General features: G+C 71.5%; 11 protein-coding genes. 3 read left to right on the forward strand and 8 right to left on the reverse strand.

From position 1 onward, the window contains the following. Positions 1-19 precede the first annotated feature (19 nt). The 3 genes from OHT01_RS35715 to OHT01_RS35725 all read right to left on the reverse strand — a co-directional run bounded on the left by OHT01_RS35715 (position 20) and on the right by OHT01_RS35725 (position 5,919). Entirely contained in the window at positions 20-2,284 is a 2,265-nt protein-coding gene (locus OHT01_RS35715; RefSeq protein ID WP_328558381.1) for a SpoIIE family protein phosphatase, read from the reverse strand. Positions 2,285-2,547: 263 nt separating this feature from the next. Next, entirely contained in the window at positions 2,548-4,515 is a 1,968-nt protein-coding gene (locus tag OHT01_RS35720) for an N-acetylmuramoyl-L-alanine amidase (RefSeq protein WP_328557246.1), read from the reverse strand. 264 nt (positions 4,516-4,779) lie between these two features. Then, the gene (locus OHT01_RS35725; protein ID WP_328557247.1) at positions 4,780-5,919 is read right to left on the reverse strand and encodes an aminoglycoside phosphotransferase family protein; all 1,140 of its coding nucleotides are present in this window, start codon (positions 5,917-5,919) and stop codon (positions 4,780-4,782) included. A gap of 230 nt (positions 5,920-6,149) precedes the next feature. Here OHT01_RS35725 and OHT01_RS35730 point away from each other — a divergent pair, with 230 nt between their 5' ends. Then, the gene (locus OHT01_RS35730; RefSeq protein WP_328557248.1) at positions 6,150-7,652 is read left to right on the forward strand and encodes a DNA-binding protein NsdB; all 1,503 of its coding nucleotides are present in this window, start codon (positions 6,150-6,152) and stop codon (positions 7,650-7,652) included. Positions 7,653-7,890: 238 nt separating this feature from the next. On the opposite strand, the gene OHT01_RS35735 is transcribed toward OHT01_RS35730, so the two are convergent. Both OHT01_RS35735 and OHT01_RS35740 read right to left on the reverse strand, forming a co-directional pair. Further along, positions 7,891-9,357 carry a PP2C family protein-serine/threonine phosphatase gene (locus OHT01_RS35735; RefSeq protein WP_328557249.1) on the reverse strand — a complete coding sequence of 489 codons (1,467 nt, stop codon included), beginning with the start codon at positions 9,355-9,357 and terminating at the stop codon, positions 7,891-7,893. A 333-nt stretch (positions 9,358-9,690) separates the two neighbouring features. Continuing rightward, entirely contained in the window at positions 9,691-10,371 is a 681-nt protein-coding gene (locus tag OHT01_RS35740) for a TetR/AcrR family transcriptional regulator (protein ID WP_328557250.1), read from the reverse strand. Positions 10,372-10,711: 340 nt separating this feature from the next. On the opposite strand from OHT01_RS35740, the gene OHT01_RS35745 reads away from it, so the two are divergent. Further along, positions 10,712-11,518, forward strand: coding sequence for a hypothetical protein (locus tag OHT01_RS35745; protein WP_328557251.1), 807 nt, complete (start codon positions 10,712-10,714; stop codon positions 11,516-11,518). A 72-nt stretch (positions 11,519-11,590) separates the two neighbouring features. On the opposite strand, the gene OHT01_RS35750 is transcribed toward OHT01_RS35745, so the two are convergent. The 3 genes from OHT01_RS35750 to OHT01_RS35760 form a co-directional block, all read right to left on the reverse strand. Continuing rightward, positions 11,591-12,604 carry a Gfo/Idh/MocA family protein gene (locus tag OHT01_RS35750; protein WP_328557252.1) on the reverse strand — a complete coding sequence of 338 codons (1,014 nt, stop codon included), beginning with the start codon at positions 12,602-12,604 and terminating at the stop codon, positions 11,591-11,593. A gap of 227 nt (positions 12,605-12,831) precedes the next feature. Continuing rightward, on the reverse strand, positions 12,832-14,400 hold the full coding sequence (locus OHT01_RS35755) for an FMN-binding glutamate synthase family protein (RefSeq protein ID WP_328557253.1): 1,569 nt from the start codon (positions 14,398-14,400) through the stop codon (positions 12,832-12,834). A 222-nt stretch (positions 14,401-14,622) separates the two neighbouring features. Further along, the gene (locus tag OHT01_RS35760; RefSeq protein WP_328557254.1) at positions 14,623-16,227 is read right to left on the reverse strand and encodes an alpha/beta hydrolase; all 1,605 of its coding nucleotides are present in this window, start codon (positions 16,225-16,227) and stop codon (positions 14,623-14,625) included. Between the two features lie 268 nt (positions 16,228-16,495). On the opposite strand from OHT01_RS35760, the gene OHT01_RS35765 reads away from it, so the two are divergent. Beyond that, complete coding sequence (locus tag OHT01_RS35765; RefSeq protein WP_328557255.1) at positions 16,496-17,233, forward strand: chaplin; 738 nt, start codon at positions 16,496-16,498, stop codon at positions 17,231-17,233. The last annotated feature ends 22 nt before the right edge of the window (positions 17,234-17,255 follow it).

Raw genomic sequence — 17,255 nt, forward strand, 5'->3', positions numbered from 1 at the left:
CCGAACACCCTTCCAGGCGTCACAGTTTGAGGGTGAACCACGTGGTCTTGCCCGCGTCGGTGGGACGTACGCCCCAGTCGTCGGCGAGCGTGCGCACCAGGATCAGCCCCCGTCCCGACTCCTCGTCCTCCGTGGCCGTACGGGGTTGCGGCAGATGCGAGCTGTGATCGCTGATCTCCACGGTCAGCTCGGTCGCGGTGCGGCACAGATGCAGGCCGATGGGGCCCTGGGCGTGCTGCACGGCGTTCGTGAGGACCTCGGAGAGCAGGAGCCGGGCGTCGTCCGCGGAGTGCGCGCAGTCCCACGCGGTCAGCGCCTTGCTGAGGAAGGCACGGCCCTCCGGCACTGATTCTGGCGTCGCGGGCAGGTCGGTGCCGACCGAGGCCAGGGGTCCGTCGGGGAGCCGGGTGAGCAGCAGCGTGACGTCGTCGTTGTGCCCGTCGGCGTCCGGCAGCAGGGCGGCCAGCACATGGTCGGCGGCCTGCTCCAGATCGGGCGCGGTGGTGAACAGCTCCGTGAGGGTGGCCGTGAGCTCCGAGAGCTGGTCCTCGATGTCGCTGCCGGGCGTCTCGATGAGACCGTCGGTGTACAGGACGAGCGTCGCCCCCGGCGGTATCACCGAGGTCGCCTGCTCGTAGAGGATGTCGCCGACCCCCAGGGGCGCGTTCACCGGTGCGGGAAGCGGCCGGGCATCAGCGCCGGGCGTGGCCACCAACGTCGGCAGATGTCCCGCCGAGCAGACCGTCACCTCGCCCGCGTCGGCGGAGATGACCAGATAGCAGCAGGTCACGAGCTGGTCCGGCACGTCCAGATCCCCGACGACGGCCTCCAGTGCCTGCATCAACTGGCGGGGCTGCATTCCGGTCTTGGCCAGGGCGTGCGCGGCCGACCGCAGCTGGCCCATCACGGCGGCGGCGTCCAGACCGCGGCCCATCACATCGCCGATCAGCACCCCGACCCGGCCGGCCCCCAGCGGGATCAGGTCGAACCAGTCGCCGCCCACCCCGGCTCCCTGCGTGGCGGGCCGGTAGCGGCTCGCGGTGGTCATACCGGGGATGGCGGGCGGTGTACCCATGAGGCTGCGCTGGAGCGTGAGGGCGATGTGCCGCTGCTGCTCGTAGAGGAAGGTCAGCTCCGCCTCGGCCTTCTTGCGGTCGCTGATGTCACGGACGATCGCGCACGCGCCGATGACCGAACCGTCCGTGGCGCGCGTGGGCCACAGCGTGATGTCCACGTCCAGCAGATCACCCGACCGCGTCAGCCGCAGGGTCTCGAAGTGCTCGACCTTCTCACCGCTGCGCAGCCGGTCCAGGAGCTGGTCGATCTCGCCGCGTCGCTCGGTGGTGGCGAGCAGCGACACGTGCCTGCCCATGACCTCGGCCCGGGTGTAGCCGTACAGCCGCTGGGCCGCCGCGTTCCAGTACGTGATGTGGCCGTCCAGGGTCTTGGCGAGGATCGCGTCCTGCGAGGACTCCACCAGACCGGCCAGTTCGTTGATCCGGGCCTCGGCGCGCTTGCGGTCGCTGACGTCGCGGACGGCGGCGGAGACGAGGAGTCCGTCGGTGGTCTCCAGTGGACTGAGACTGATCTCGACGGGGAACTCGGTGCCGTCCTTGCGCAGGCCGTGGAGTTCGAGTTCGGCTCCCATGGGGCGGACCTGGCGGTTGTCGGCGTAGCCGTCGCGGTGCCGGTGGTGGTGGGCGCGGAAGCGGCCCGGTACGAGGAGTTCCACGGAGTGGCCGAGGAGTTCCTCGCGCTGGTATCCGAAGAGGGCCTCTGTCTGCGCGTTGACGAGTCTGATGGTGCCGGTGTCGTCGACGATGACCATGGCGTCCGGCGCCGCCTCCAGCAGACCCCGAAACCTTTCCTCAGCGGCCTTGCGGTCGCTGACGTCGCGGACGGCGGCGGAGACGAGGAGTCCGTCGGCGGTCTCCAGTGGACTGAGACTGATCTCGACGGGGAACTCGGTGCCGTCCTTGCGCAGGCCGTGGAGTTCGAGTTCGGCTCCCATGGGGCGGACCTGGCGGTTGTCGGCGTAGCCGTCGCGGTGCCGGTGGTGGTGGGCGCGGAAGCGGCCCGGTACGAGGAGTTCCACGGAGTGGCCGAGGAGTTCCTCGCGCTGGTATCCGAAGAGGGCCTCTGTCTGCGCGTTGACGAGTCTGATGGTGCCGGTGTCGTCGACGATGACCATGGCGTCCGGCGCCGCCTCCAGCAGACCCCGAAACCTTTCCTCGGCCCCCGCCGGTGCGCTCGCGCGCGATGGGCCGCCGCACTGGCAGCGCAGTGGGTCCGCCGCATCGGCGGGTCGCGTTGAAGTCTCTTTGACGAAGTCGCCCATACCCGCCCCAGATGTGCCGCTTACTGTGAGCGACCCATCCCAGCGCACATCGATCGGGCGCGCGGTTACATGTCGTTAACTGGCCCTACCGGGGCCGAACCTGTCCTAGGCGGCACATCCCCTGGTCGGTTGCCCGTGTCATTGTCGCCACCGGTGGCCGGAAACCGGGCCCGCCGCACGCGGACCCGGCCCCCGGCCATCGAATCGGGTTACCGGACCAGGTCCACGTCCGCGGCCCGCACGAACTCCACCCGGTGCCCGAACTGGATCTCGTAGTACATGTCCGTGCCGATCACGACCCGGTGCGGCGTCGTGTCGAAGGTCGGCGCGTAGAAGTACTCGCCGGGCACCTTGTCACCGACCGCGTAGCGCTGGCCCGCGAGGAGCTTGTACGGCAGCGGCGAGACGGCCTGGACGGGCACGCCCGCCGGGTAGGCCTCCTTCTCCGGGTACGCGCGACCGTATACGGGGATCTGCGCCAGCCCCTCCTTGGGTGTCACGGACAGCCCGGCCGCGCGCACCGCCGTCGGCTGCTTCCGCGGGTTCTTGAACCAGGCCTTCTGGCCCAGGTACCAGATCGCCGTCCAGTCGCCGTCCTGTCCGGCGAGCGCGTACCGCTGTCCGGTGGACACCCGTGAGGCCACGTCGTTCACGCCGGTCGTCGAGGCGTCGCCCTTCGGGTACAGGCCGATGTCCTGGATGAGCGGCGAGGTCTCGTCCGGCTGGGAGTAGAGCCGCACCTCGCTGGAGCCGTGCGCGGCGCAGGGCTGCCCCGCGGTGACGCAGCCCGTGTACACCGGCTGGTTCGCGTCGAAGTCGGGCAGCACGGTCACCAGGTCGCCCTTGCGGAACGAGCGGTGGAAGGGGTGTCCGAGCAGGGTGAAGTAGTGCTGCCAGTCCCAGTACGGGCCCGGGTCCGTGTGCATGCCCGGGATGGTGGAGGTCGTCGGGCCCGGTACGTTCTCGTGCCCGAGGATGTGCTGCCGGTCCAGCGGGATGTCGTACTTCCGGGCGAGATACCGCACCAGGCGGGCGGAGGCCCGGTACATCTCCTCGGTGTACCAGGTGTCGGGCGCGGTCAGGAAGCCCTCGTGCTCCAGGCCGATCGACTTGGCGTTGATGTACCAGTTGCCCGCGTGCCAGGCCACGTCCTTGGCCTTCACATGCTGGGCGATGTGCCCGTCGGTCGAGCGCAGGGTGTAGTTCCACGACACATAGGTCGGGTCCTGGACGAGGTTCAGGACACCTTCCCAGGTGCCTTCCGTGTCGTGGATGACGATGTACTTGATGCTCTGCGACGCGGGCCGGTCGCCCAGGTCGTGGTTGCCGTAGTCACCCTGGCCGAACTCCTCGTACGGGGCCGGGATCCACTCGCAGGACACCGTCCTCGGGCATTCGGTGCCGTCCGCGGAGGCCGTTCGCAGTCCCGCCCGGTGGAGCTGAGCGGTGTCGGGGCTCAGGGCGGGCTGAGCGGCGAGCGCGACCTGCTGGCCGGCGTCCGTGGTGCGCTTCTCCCCGGAGCGCATCACCTCGTACGCGTCGTCGGCGTAGGTCGCCGCCGTGGCGCTGTCGTCCGCTCCGGAGAAACGCGCCACCGCTCCGTACCAGTCGGCGGCGTCGTCGCTCAGGGGCTCGCCGAGGTCCCGCTGCGCGGCGGCGAGGAGCGCGGCGCCGCCCGCGACGTTCGCCGCCGCGTCGGTGCGCAACCGCCCCGCCGGCAGCCCGGTCAGATCGGCCGCCTTCGTCAACGTCTTGAGCCGGGCCGGGAGTTCGGAGTCGGTGGGTGCCTTCGCTGTGGGCAGCAGGGCGGGGCGTGAACTGTCACCGCGGGCGTCCTCGGTGCCGTCGCCGTGGTGCGCCGCGTCGGCGATCGCCGTCCGGGCGTCGGTCAGGTGCATGGGGCCGTAACCGCCGGTGACGCTCGGAGCGCCGGCGTGCGCGTCCCAGCGGGACTGGAGATAGGAGACGGCGAGCAGCACGCTCTGCGGAACGTGGTACTCGGTGGCCGCGGCGGCGAAGGCCTGCTGCAGCCCGGCCGCGGGCACCTCCTCGGCGGAGCTCGAAGGGGCCGCGCCGAGCAGTGGCAGCAGCAGCGCCGCCGAGGCGACGGCTCCTGCGGACCTGCGCGCGCGTCTGTGCCCGGTGGTGCCCTTGGGTTCGGTGGCGGACCAGTGCAATGCAGCCTCCTGGGACGGTCGTGCGCGGTGGGGCGTGCGAGAGCCGAACGCGTCAGTGCTACCGGCTCTCCGACGATCCGTCAATCATGCCCAGGGGCAGGCGATTTCCCATGTCAGCACGGGGCGGAGACGGTTTCGTGGCGGTGGCCTCCCGGCCTGCGGGGCGTCAATGGCGTGGACCAATGCCCCGAATGGCGGGCCCGCACAAGAGGGAGGCCCGCGGTGCGCCGTTGTCACGACGTCACCGCGGACCTCCGTCCCCCTTCAGCGAGTGCCGACCGCCGCGCGCACGGCCCGCCGGGCCATCTGGCAGTCGTCGTGCAGCCGCCGCAGCAGCAGCCGCTGCTCCTCGCCGGACGGCACGGCAGCGGGGTGTGCCGGGCCCGCTGCCGCCGGGGCCGCGTCGTGCAGGGAACGCTGCACGGCCGTCTCGTACGTCCGGATCTCGCGGGTCAGCACGATCATCAGGTTCACCAGGAAGGCGTCCCGCGCCGCCGGGCCGGCCGACTGCGCGAGCTGGCTGATCTGACGGCGCGCCACCGGGGCGTCGCCGAGGACCGCCCACAGGGTCGCCAGGTCGTAGCCCGGCAGATACCAGCCCGCGTGCTCCCAGTCCACCAGCACTGGACCGGCCGGTGAGAGGAGCATGTTCGACAGGAGGGCGTCGCCGTGGCAGAACTGACCCATGCCCTGGCGGCCGGAAGAGGACGCGATGCCGTGCACCAGCTTCTGCAGATCGCCCATGTCCCGGTCCGTGAGCAGCCCGAGCTCATGGAAGCGGGAGATCCGTTCCGCGTAGTCCAGCGGGGCGTTGAACGTCCCCGCCGGCGGCCGCCAGGTGTTCAGCCGGCAGATGGCACTCAGCGCGGCACGGATGTCCGCGCGGGGCGGGGCCTCGACCGGATGGCGCTGGAGCGCGGCCACCCGGCCCGGCATACGCTCGATCACCAGCGTGCAGTTGTCCGGATCCGCCGCGATCAGCCGGGGCACCCGCACGGGCGGGCGGTGCCGGACGAACAGACGGTATGCAGCTATTTCGTGCCTGATCCGCTCGGCCCAGACGGGGGAGTGGTCCAGTAAGCACTTGGCGACGGCCGTACTGCGCCCCGTCGTTCCGACGAGGAGCACGGAGCGTCCGCTGCGGCGCAGCACCTGGACCGGAGCGAACTCCGGACAGATCCGGTGCACCGACGCGATCGCCGTGCGCAGCTGGGCCCCCTGAGGGCCGGACAAGTCGAGTCTCCCGCTGAGGGGTTGGGTGCCGAGCCCCGGCACGCGGCGCGTCCGGCCGGCACCGAGCACGGGAGCCGCCTGACGCGCGGGGTCGAGGTAAGGGCCGCTGCCCACCGGGCGGGGGTGCAACGACCGGGGCGGAGCGGACACGGAGGACGATGCTGTGTACATGGGCGAAACAGATCCCTTCGTGTGCCTGCAAGTTGCCGCGCCTCCCGCCCCGGCCGCCTGGCTCATCCTGGGGAATGTCCCTGGCGACCGGGTCGGGGTGGCGCGTTCCTACCTGACACCCGACGTCCACTGGCACACCATCTGGCGCACCCTGGCGAACCCTGGCGAATAGTCGCTCAGCAACTGACAGGCGGTTACTGTCGAATCAGCCGAGAACCTGGGGGCTTGACGTGAACGGACAACCCAACACCCGTCTGTCGGACCTGTTCGGCCTGGCCGGCTGGTCCAAGGGCGAGCTCGCGAGAATGGTCAATCGGCAGGCGGCGGCCATGGGTCACCCCCAGCTGGCGACCGACACCTCGCGGGTGCGGCGGTGGATCGACATGGGAGAGATCCCGCGCGATCCGGTGCCACGCGTGTTGGCGGCTCTGTTCACCGAGCGTCTCGGCCGTGTCGTGACCATCGAGGACCTCGGTCTGGTCAGGCACGGGCGTGCGGGGAAACGGCAAGGCGCCGCCGGGAGTGTGGAACATCCCGACGGAATGCCGTGGGCGCCCGAGCGGACTGCCTTGGTCCTCACCGAATTCACGGGAATGGACCTCATGCTCAACCGACGCGGCTTGGTGGGCGCGGGTGCCGCGCTCGCCGCGGGATCCGCACTCAGCACTGCCATGCACGACTGGCTGCACACCGATCCGGCCCTGACGGCCGACGCTCCACAGTTCGAAGACCCCCTGCATGCCGACCCCGCCGGGTTCGACCGCTACGAGGCCGCCCCCATCGGGTCGCAGGAGATCGAGGAACTGGAGCGCTCCGTCGAGGTGTTCCGGGCCTGGGACGCGGCCCGCGGCGGCGGGCTGCAACGCAAGGCCGTGGTGGGCCAGCTCAACGAAGTGGGAGGCATGCTCTCCTACCGGCACCCCGACCATCTCCAGCGGCGCCTGTGGGGCGTCGCCGCCAACCTCGCCGTCCTCGCGGGCTGGATGTCGCACGACGTCGGCCTGGAGCCCACGGCCCAGAAGTACTTCGTCATCGCCGCCCACGCGGCCCGGGAGGGCGGCGACCGGCCCCGTGCGGGAGAGGCGCTCTCCCGGGCGGCTCGCCAGATGGTGCACCTGGGCCGGCCCGACGACGCACTCGACCTCATGAAGCTCGCCAAGTCCGGTTCGGGCGACGAGGTGCTGCCCCGTACCCAGGCCATGCTCCACACCATCGAGGCCTGGGCTCAGGCCTCCATGGGCAAGGGGCAGGCCATGCGGCGCACCCTCGGTGTCGCGGAGGACCTGTTCGTGTCCGACCGCGGTGACGTACCGCCGCCGAGCTGGATGCAGTTGTTCGACGAGGCCGACATGCACGGTATGCAGGCTCTCGCCTACCGCACCCTCGCCGAGCACGAGCCGGCCGCGGCGGCGACCGCTCAGCGTCACGCCAAGGAGGCGCTGAAGCTGCGGGAGTCGGGCCGGGACCGGTCGAAGATCTTCGACCACATCTCCCTCGCTTCGGCCTGCTTCATCGCCGACGACCCCGAACAGGCCGACCGCTACGCGCGACTGGCCCTCACGTCGATGGGATCCAACTCCTCCCATCGCACCTGGGACCGGCTGCGCGAGATGTACCGGCTCACCGGGCAGTACTCCAGCTATCCGAAGATCAGCGATCTGCGTGAGGAGATCAAACTCGCGCTGCCGAAGGGTTCGTTGAAGCCTCGGCGCGGCGACAGCGCGCGGGTGTAGAGGGCTTGCGTCCGTCTTCTCCGCACGGCGCGGGGATCGCGGTACGGGTCCGGATCGGAGTTCGGGTCCGGGGAGGGCGATCCGTGAGGTGCCGGGCGGCTCGTCCGGCAACGGCGTCAGCCGTCAAGGGCCGTGCGGATCCTGGCCGTTCGTCTCGTCGGCGTCCGTCGTCCGACCGTGAATGCGATGGTGACCAGGCGTGCGACCCCGGCGTCATCGGCTCCCGGAGTCATCCGCGTCAGGACCCGATCCGGGCGATGAGCACGCAGGCGTCGTCCTCGCGCTCGGTCTCACCGAATTCCTCGACAACCATCCGTACACAGTCCTGGGCCGTGCGGGCCTCGCCGAAGCGCGGGGCCAGGCCGAGCAGCCTCTGGACGGCCGTTGTTCCTCCCGTACTCCCGGCTTCGTCAGGGTGCGGGGAACCGTATCGCCGGGGCACCAGTCCCTCGGTGTGCAGGAGCAGCAGGTCGCCCACGCGGAGGCTCTCCTCGGCCTGCCCGTAGACGGCACCGGAGGTGGCCCCGAGCAGTACGCCGTCCGGTGCGTCCAGCGCACGCCCCGTCCCGTCGCGGAACAGCAGCGGGGCGGGGTGTCCTGCCTGTGCCCAGTTGAGGGTGCGGGTCGCGGGCAGGTAGCGGCAGCACACCGCACTGCCCAGGGCGGGTTGGACGGTGGTGTCGAGCAACTGGTTGAGCCAGGAGAGGAGTTGACCCGGCTGGGTGCCCGCGACAGCCATGCCGCGCAGGGCGCCGAGCAGCATCGCCATGCCCGAGGTCACGGTGACCCCGTGTCCGGTGAGGTCGCCCACGCTCAACAGGGTTTCCCCGTCGGGGAGTTCCAGCGCGTCGTACCAGTTGCCGCCGATCAGTGCGCTGGACGAGGACGGCAGATAGTGGGCGGCCACGTCCAGTGCCCGAGGGCCCTGACGAGGGAACCGCAGAGATCCGCGCCAGGGTGGCAGCACGGCCTCCTGGAGCTCGACCGCGAGCCGGTGCTCGGTCTGTGCGACGTGCCGCTGACGCTGGAGCGATTCCCGGGTCTCGCCCACTGTCCGCTGGCTGAGGCGCAGTTCGCTGACATCGCGCAGCACGGCCCACATCGAGGCGGTACTGCCGTCGGCGTCGAGCACCGGTTCACCCATCATGTGGACCGTGCGCACTCCGCCGTCGGGGCGCACGATGCGGAACTCCCCGTCGATGGGCTTGGCGTCGATGAGGCAGTCGGTGACCATCGTCGTCAGCATCGGGCGGTCCTCGTCGAGGATCAGCGAGGGCAGTTCGTCGAGGGTGAGCGGGGGAGCGGCGGCGTCGCGGCCCAGGATCTGGTAGAGCTCACCGGACCAGCTGGCCTCGTCCGTCCGCAGGTTCCACTCCGCGCTGCCGACCCGGCTCAGCAGTGAGCCGTGCCGGGGTGCGGCCGGCGCGCTCCGGACGGCCGGAGCCGCGGCGGGCGGATCGGTCACGGCCGGCGGTCCGTCCCGAAGCTGCGCCAAGTGCTCGTCGAGATCGCTCAGTTGGTGCAGTGCCAGATTGCACAGCGCGCGCTGCCAGCGTCCCTGGGCGTCCTCGCCGTCGGCCGGCGCCTCACGCCGTACGGCGTCCACCTCACCGAGCAGGCGTCGCGTCTGCGAGATGAGCGCGTCGACCGTGCCGCGCGCGGGCGGCTGAGCGGCGGGGCGGTCCGCAGAGAGATGGGGTGGCATGACGTACTCCGATGCGGGGACGGTACGACCTAGCTGACGGAAGGACCGTTACGACTGTCGCACAGCCCGCGACGCGCTGTAAGGGATTTGGCAACACCCGATACGGTCATGCTTCCGGTATATGCCGCAGTCCTCCCGGACCGGGTGAGTGGTCCCGATGCGGTAGGTGTCGCTCGGAGGCAATTCGTGGACACCGTACGCGAATTGAGGGTCTCCTGCGGACCTCCGACGGACTTTCACTCTGTTGTTCGAGGAGCGCGCGTGTGAGCGCCCGGCCCGCTTGCGTGCGGCATGCCAGCGGCCGGGCCTCTGGCCCGCGGGGTCGCCTCCGTCTCAGAGCGACCGCAGGAAGTCCGTCACCTCGGCCTCGTAGAGAAAGGACGGATCGAGGCCCATCGAGGTGAAGTTGCCCTCGATCTCCAGGCCGACCGTGCCGTGCAGATGCGCCCAGAGCATCGTGGAGCGCGCGGCGACCGCCTCCGGCACGCCCTCGAAGCCGTGCCGCTCCCGCCACTTCCGGAACTGCGCCGCCGCGCCGTCAGGGACCCGCGCGTCGGGCTCGGCGAGGGCGCTCACCGCCTCCAGGAGCACGGTCATGGCGGCCTGCGAGGCCTCGACCAGGCTCGTGGACTGTGCGTCATAGCCCTGGAGCGGCGCCCGGAAGAGCAGACGGTAGCGGTGCGGTTCGGCCAGCGCCCAGCCCCGGTAGGCCCGGACCAGCTCGGTCAGCCGGGCGACGGCGTCCCCCGTGCAGGCGTCGGCGGTGCGGGACAGGGCCGACGCGAGGTCCCCGTAGGCGTCGACGACGAGTTCGGTCAGCAGGCTGTCGCGGTTCGCGAAGTAGCGGTAGAGCGCCGGTCCCGTCATGCCCAACTGCTTGGCGATCGCGTTGAGCGACAGTGCTTCCGGGCCGCCCTCGGCCAGCTGGCGCAGGGCCGCGGTCTTCACTTCCTGGCGCACCTGCGCGCGGAACCGGTCGCGCGGCCCCGTCCCGGTCCGGGTGTCTGCGGCCACGTCATCGCCTCTTCGTGTCGGGTGCGGAGGAGTACGGCAGTTATATGCTATCACTGTCGCGATAAGTAGTAACGAAATGGCCCGATGGGCGCGGAACCCTGCGGTGCCAACGGTTGTCCTGGCCGGGCTACGGACGGACCCGTCCCGGATGCGGCGGTGATCACCGCGTGCCACGGTGATCACGAGAATCCCGGGCTCGGCCGGGACCCCCGTGTACCGCGGGACGTTCACGGCCTTCGACGAGGGCCGGGTCCGGACGGCAGCGCCGAGGGCCATCACGTGATCGCCGCCGACCGGCGATCACGCATGCCCGGCCCCCGGCCTCGTGAAAGGAACAGGTGTGAAGGTTCGTCTCGGCGCAAGCCGCTGGAAGGTACTCGCCGCCACGGCGCTCGCCACGATGGCCGCCACGACCGTCCCGGGAACGGTGTCCGCCGTCGCGGAGACCGTCCCCGGAAAGGCGTCCGCCGTCGCGGACGGCACCCGGGTGGCACAGTCGCAGCACTGGGGTGTCATCACCCGCAACACCATCGGCTCGCCCGTCGCCGCCCTGCGGGACGGCCCGTTCGTGACGGGGACCAACGGCAGTCCGCCGTACGGCAACGGCAGCCTCGGCATCGAGGTGGCGAACCACGCCACCTCGGAGAGCAATCCGGCCGAGAAGGTCGACTTCGGCAACGAGGTCGACTTCCGCGGCGAGAACTTCCTGCAACTGGACAGGGTCGGGTTCCAGGTCTTCCAGACCAGCGAGAACGTCGGTTACGGCGGCGGAACCAACCTGCCGGGCCTCCGGTTCGAGATCGATCCGAATCTGAGCTCGGTGTCCGACAACTACACCGTCGCCGTGTGGCAGCCGGACCCGGTCCCGATCACGTCGCTGAACCGCTGGAGCCCGTACCTCGACGCCACCACGACCGGCAACTGGTACCTGACGGGCGGCGAGACGCACTGCACCCAGGCGACGCCGTGCAGTTTCGCGGACCTGCAGACCTCGCTCGACGACGGCGGCAGCACGCCGAGCATCCTCACCGTCGCGGTGAGCAAGGGCCGTGACAACCTGTGGGCCGGTGCCGTCGACGGCCTCCGGCTCAACCAGTACGTCTACGACTTCGAGGCCAACGGAGTCAACGCCCGACGCGTGCGGTAGCGCGGCCGACCGCCCGGGTCCGCGAGTCGGCCCGGCAGGAAGCGCCACGACCGCCGCGGTCGAGCCGGTCGATCAGGCGTAGAGGTCCGGGCGCGCGGCGAGATCGACGGCCACCCGGCCGCCGCTCTCCAGCGCCCGGACTCCCGCCTCCGCGACGGCGGAGGCCGCGTACCCGTCCCAGACGCCGGGCCCGGTGACCCGGCCGGCCCGGGTCGCGTCCACCCAGGCCTGCACCTCACGGTCGTAGGCACCGGCGAAGCGTACGAGATAGTCCCGCGCCACCTCCTCGTGCCGCCCGCCCGCCGTCGTCACGGCCATCGCGTGCTCGTCCCCGATCCGCGCGCTTCCCGACTCGCACACCGCCTCGCACGCCACCTGGTACCCGAACCCGGAGTTCACGAAGACCTCGACGTCGACCAGAGCGCCGCCCGCCGTCTCGAACACGACGAACTGGGGGTCGATCAGGTCCTCCGGGGCGGTCGAGGACGGCCGGGGCCGCATGACGGTCACCGCCGTGAGCTCCTGGCCGAGCAGCCAGCGCGCCGCGTCGATCTCGTGCGAGACGGAACTGTTGACCAGCATCGCCGAGGTGAAGCCGGGCGGCGAGGCCACGTTGCGGTGCGTGCAGTGGAGCATCAGCGGGCGGCCCAGCCGACCGCTGTCCAGCAGGGACTTGAGGCGCAGGTACTCGGCGTCGTACCGGCGCATGAACCCGACCTGCGCCAGCCGCCGTCCGAGCCGCAGCTCCGCCTCCACCACCCGCAGCGCCCCGGCCGACTCCGGTACCAGCGGCTTCTCGCACAGCACCGGCAGACCCCGGGCGAAGGCGGCGAGCAGGGCCTCCTCGTGAGCGGGGCCCGGCGAGGCGATCAGCACGGCCTCCACGCCCGGCGCGTCGAGCGCGGCCGCCACCTCGGCGTGGACCGACACGCCGTCGATGCCCGCCACCGCCTTCTCGGCGCGATCGGTGTCGGGATCCGCCACAGCGGCGACCCTGGCCCCGCTCACCACCCGGTCCACGCGGCGTACATGGTCGGCTCCCATGTGTCCGGCACCCAGTACCGCCACACCCAACAACTCGCTCACGCGGTGCGCACCTCTCCGACGACAGTTCGGACGCTTCCGTCCCCGTCATCCGATTGTCGGCCGGAAAGATCGATGACGCAGCACCCTGGCGGCTTCCCTTACCGGGCGTTCAGGGCAATTGGTCGTCAATGACGCTCAAGTCTCCGGACGACCTCGCCCGCATCGCTGTCGCGCACGACGACGCCCGGTGTGGTGTCCACCTCCGGCCGCGACACCCGTTCCGACGCTCAGAAGGAGTCCGGATCGGCGGCGGCCCAGTCCGCCGCCCAGGACGGGGGCGGCTCGGCGAGAAGCACCCCGGGCGCCAGCCACTCGTAGAGCTCCGCGTACGACCGTACGGCCGTGGGGCCGACCCGCCGCAGCAGCCGGTGCGGCGTGAGGTCACCCGGATCCCGTACGCCCATCGCGGCCATGATCCGGCTCGCGCTGCGCACCGTCGCCCGCTGGTAGCGGTGCACACGCTCGGACTTGTCGGCCACGTCCAGCCCGCGGACCAGACGGGGATCCTGCGTCGCCACACCCACCGGACAGGTGTTGGTGTGGCAGAGCTGGGCCTGGAGGCAGCCGACGGCGAACATCATCGCGCGGGCCGCGTTGGTGTAGTCGGCGCCCTGGAGAAGGCGGGTCACGATGTCCGAGCCGGTGGCGACCCTGCCGCTCGCCCCGATCCTGACGCGGTCGCGCAGCCCGGCGCCGACCAGCGCGTTGTGCACCGTGATCAGGCCCTCGGCCAGCGGTGTGCCGAGGGTGCCGGCGAACTCCCGGGGCGCCGCCCCCGTGCCGCCCTCCGACCCGTCGACCACGATGAAGTCGGGCGTCACGCCCTCGGCGAGCATCGCCTTGCAGACGGCCAGGAACTGACGGCGCGAGCCCACACAGAGCTTGAAGCCGGCCGGTTTGCCGCCCGCCAGCTCCCGCATCCGGGCGATGAACCGGACCAGCTCCCGCGGGGTCGAGAAGACCCGGTGGTACGACGGCGACACCACGGGCTCACCCACCGGGACACCCCGCGCCCGCGCGATCTCGACGCTCACCTTCGCGCCCGGCAGGACCCCGCCGATCCCCGGCCCCGCCCCCTGGGAGAGCTTCAGCGACACGCACTTCACCTCGGGCAGCGCGGCCTTGTCCGCGAACTCCCGCGCCTCGAAGTCCCCTTCGGAGGTGCGGCAGCCGAAGTACCCCGTGCCGAGCTCCCAGACGAGGTCGCCACCACCCCGCAGGTGGTAGTCCGACAGCCCGCCCTCGCCGGTGTCGTGTGCGAACTTCCCCAGTGCCGCGCCCCGGTTGAGCGCCATGATCGCGTTCGGGGACAGGGCCCCGAAGCTCATCCCGGAGACATTCAGCAGAGCCATGTCGTACGGCTGGGTGCAGTCGGGTCCGCCCACGCGGACGACGGGCGGATCGTCCGGGGCCTCGACCGGACGCATCGACGGCTCCAGGAACACGTGGCCTTCCGCGTACACGTCCTGCGCGGTACCGAACGGCTCCTCGGCCTCGACGCCCCCGGCGCGCTCGTACACCAGGGTCCGCACCCTGGCGTCGTAGGGCCGCCCTTCCTGGTGCCGCTCGGCGAGGTACCGCTGGAGCTTCGGGCGCAGCCGTTCCAGGAGGTGGTGCAGATGGCCGGAGAGGGGACGGTTCCGCAGCAGGGAGTGCCGTCGCTGCCCCAGGTCCCAGCCGCCGAGCACGGTCAGCGCCAGCAGCGGGGCCGCCGCGCACCACCACCACGCCGAGACACCGCGGACGAGGACCAGCGCCCCGGCCGCGCCGAGGGCGGCGAGCAGCAGTGGAAGCATCCGGCGCACACCACGAGTCAAACCCATGGGGACGAAAGCCGCCGACCGGGACCTCCGTCGAACACCCGGGCCGCGACGCGCTCCGCCCGGCGGACTCCGGCGGGAGCGCGCCGTCGAGGCCGCCGAAACTGACGCCGGGGCGCCGTCGCCGACGGGGAGCGCCTCGGCCGTTCGGGGCACCCCGGACCCCGCCGGTCGCACGGCCCGTCCGGTGGCCGCCGGTCAGGGAGTGTCCGTCTCCTCCGGACCGCAGGAACTGCCGCTGGCGGGCAGCGACCCGTACAGCAGGAAGTCGTCGACCTTCTGGTGCACGCACTTCGAGGACGCGTACCCGGTGTGCCCGTCGCCCTTGTTGTCGAGCACCACCGCGGAGGAGCCGAGGCGCTTGGCGGTCTCCAGCGTCCAGCGGTACGGGGTCGCCGGGTCCCCGCGGGTGCCGACGAGCAGCATCTTCGAGGCGTGGACGTCGCGGACCTCGTCGCGTATGTAGTCGGTGCCCTTCGGGCGGCCGTAGCACAGCAGCACCTGGGCGAGCCGGAACCGGCCGAAGACGGGCGAGGCCTCCTGGTACTCGGCGCGGAGCCGGCCGATCTGCCCGGCGACCTGGTCGGCACTGGGCCGGTCGGGGTCGTCCGCGCAGTTGATGGCCATCAGGGCGGCGGGGAGGTTGTCCAGGGGGATGTCCTCGTCGTCGACGAGCCCGCCGTGCCGCTCCGGCTTCGGCTCCTGACGCTCCTGCTTCCGCGTGTGCCGGGCGGGCGGGGAGGTACCGGGCAGCGAGGCGCCGCCGGACAACTGCGTGAGTCCGTGGGTGTCGCCGTCCTGGACCAGCAGGCTGAGGGCCTGTTCGAGGACGGGCCACATCGCCTTGCTGTAGAGCGCCTGGCTGATCGCCCCCACCAGGTCCTGTCCGGAGAACTCCTGGCCGAAGTCGGACGGCACCGGTTCCTCGTCGAGCGATTCGACGAGCTGGACCACCTGCTCGCCGGCGCTGCGCTCGTCCTGTCCGAACGGGCAGGCCATGTTCTTCGCGCACCAGCCGATGAAGTCGTCGAGCGCGGTCTGCTGCCCCTCGGCGCCTATGAGGCCCTGCTGGGCCAACGGCTCGGTGAGTGTGTCGACCCCGTCGAGCACCATCCGCCCCGTCCTCTTGGGGAACTGGGCCGCGTACACCGCGCCGAGCCGGGTCCCGTACGAGAAGCCGAGATAGTTGAGCTTCTTGTCGCCGAGGGCCTGGCGCATCACGTCCAGGTCGCGGGAGGCGTTGACCGTGCCGATGTGGGGGAGGACGGCGCCGGAGTGCCGGGCGCAGATGTCCGCGGACTTCTTCACCGCCTTGAGCGCCGCCCGCACATCGGTGTCGGCGGCGCTCGACCCGAAGATCGCGTCCACCCCGTCGCCGCAGCTGACGGGCGAGGACCGGCCGACGCCCCGGGGGTCGAAGGTCACCACGTCGTAGCCGTTCGTCAGGCCCATGAAGTCCTTGCCGCCCCCGGCGAGCACGGGTATTCCCGCGCCGCCGGGACCGCCGAAGTTCAACAGCACCGAACCCCGTGAATGACCCGTCGCCCGGTAGCGGGCCAGCGCCAGGTCGAGCGTGCCGCGGTCGGGTCGCGCGTAGTCCAGCGGGACGGTGACCTTGCCGCACTGCAGGTCCTTGGGCATGCCGTCGCCCCTGCAGGCCGCCCACGCGACCTTCTGGCCGTAGAAGCGGGACAGGTCGGGCGTGTCGTCGGCGCTCGCCGCCATCGGCAGCCCCGCCGCCAGCAGGGTCAGCGTCGCGGTGGCGGCTCCCACGACCGCGAAGCGTTGGTGCACGGACAGCATGCCTGCCTCCAGGGTCGCCCGGCGGTGGACCGGCGTTACCCCCCGGATCACGATAGACGCGGCCCTGGGGGCACGCCTCTGGGCGAGCGGAACCGGCCGCCGTGCCCTACTCTGCCCGCCGTCGTCCTTCGTACGGGGCGGGCGGCCGTTCGACGGACGTGACGCTCGATGGGGTGAAAGCCCGATAAGCCATAACTCGGATGGTTCACAGGCGTTCTAGCCACTGTGGGCGAGTGCCCGCGACGTTGTCTGGAAGGCAGTGAAGCTTATGAAACGGGTGACCCGAAATGGCTTGATCGCCGCGGCCGCCGCCTCGGGCGCGCTCGCCGCGACCATGCCGGCCCACGCCGACGCGGGGGCGGACGGCGCGACGGCAGGCTCGCCCGGCCTGGTCTCCGGCAACACCGTCCAGCTCCCGGTCCACGTGCCGGTGAACCTGTGCGGCAACACGCTGAACGTGGCCGGGCTGCTCAACCCCGCCGCGGGCAACCGCTGCGCCAACGTGGGCGCCCCGGGCGGCGCCGGCACGTCCGGTGCCGGGAGGCACGGGGGTGCGGCCGGACACGGCGCCGGGCGGCACGGGCAAGCAGGCGTGCACGGCGGCGGTGCGGGCGCGGTGGCGCGCGGTGGAGGAAAGGATTCACCGGGTGTGCTCTCGGGCAACGGTCTGCAGCTCCCGGTGGATCTCCCGGCCAACGTCAGCGGCAACTCCGTGACGGTGGTCGGCCTCGGTAACGCGTCCGTCGGGAACGAGTCCGCCAACACCCCGGGCGCCAAGCCCCGACAGCCGCACCACCCGGGGAACCCCGCCCCGAGGCCGTCCGCCCCGCCGGTGGCGGTCCCGCGTCCCGGAGTGCCGGCACATGCCCGGCCGCAGAGCGGGACCAGGGCCTCCCTCGCCCACACCGGCGAGGACCAGACGATGCCGGCCGTCGCGGCGAGCGCGGCGCTGCTGCTGGGCGGCGCCGTTCTGTACCGCCGGTTCAGGCCCGCCGCGGTGCGCTGACCGGCACCCGGTGCGCTGACCC

It is taken from the genome of Streptomyces sp. NBC_00358, from assembly GCF_036099295.1.
Classification (GTDB): Bacteria; Actinomycetota; Actinomycetes; order Streptomycetales; family Streptomycetaceae; genus Streptomyces.

Bases quoted from the DNA above. Each gene is read 5' to 3' on its own strand.
- OHT01_RS35725 (WP_328557247.1), bottom strand. From the start codon at position 5,919: ATGTACACAGCATCGTCCTCCGTGTCCGCTCCGCCCCGGTCGTTGCAC.
- OHT01_RS35735 (WP_328557249.1), bottom strand. From the start codon at position 9,357: ATGCCACCCCATCTCTCTGCGGACCGCCCCGCCGCTCAGCCGCCCGCG.
- OHT01_RS35755 (WP_328557253.1), bottom strand. From the start codon at position 14,400: ATGCTTCCACTGCTGCTCGCCGCCCTCGGCGCGGCCGGGGCGCTGGTC.
- OHT01_RS35760 (WP_328557254.1), bottom strand. From the start codon at position 16,227: ATGCTGTCCGTGCACCAACGCTTCGCGGTCGTGGGAGCCGCCACCGCG.
- OHT01_RS35765 (WP_328557255.1), top strand. From the start codon at position 16,496: ATGAAACGGGTGACCCGAAATGGCTTGATCGCCGCGGCCGCCGCCTCG.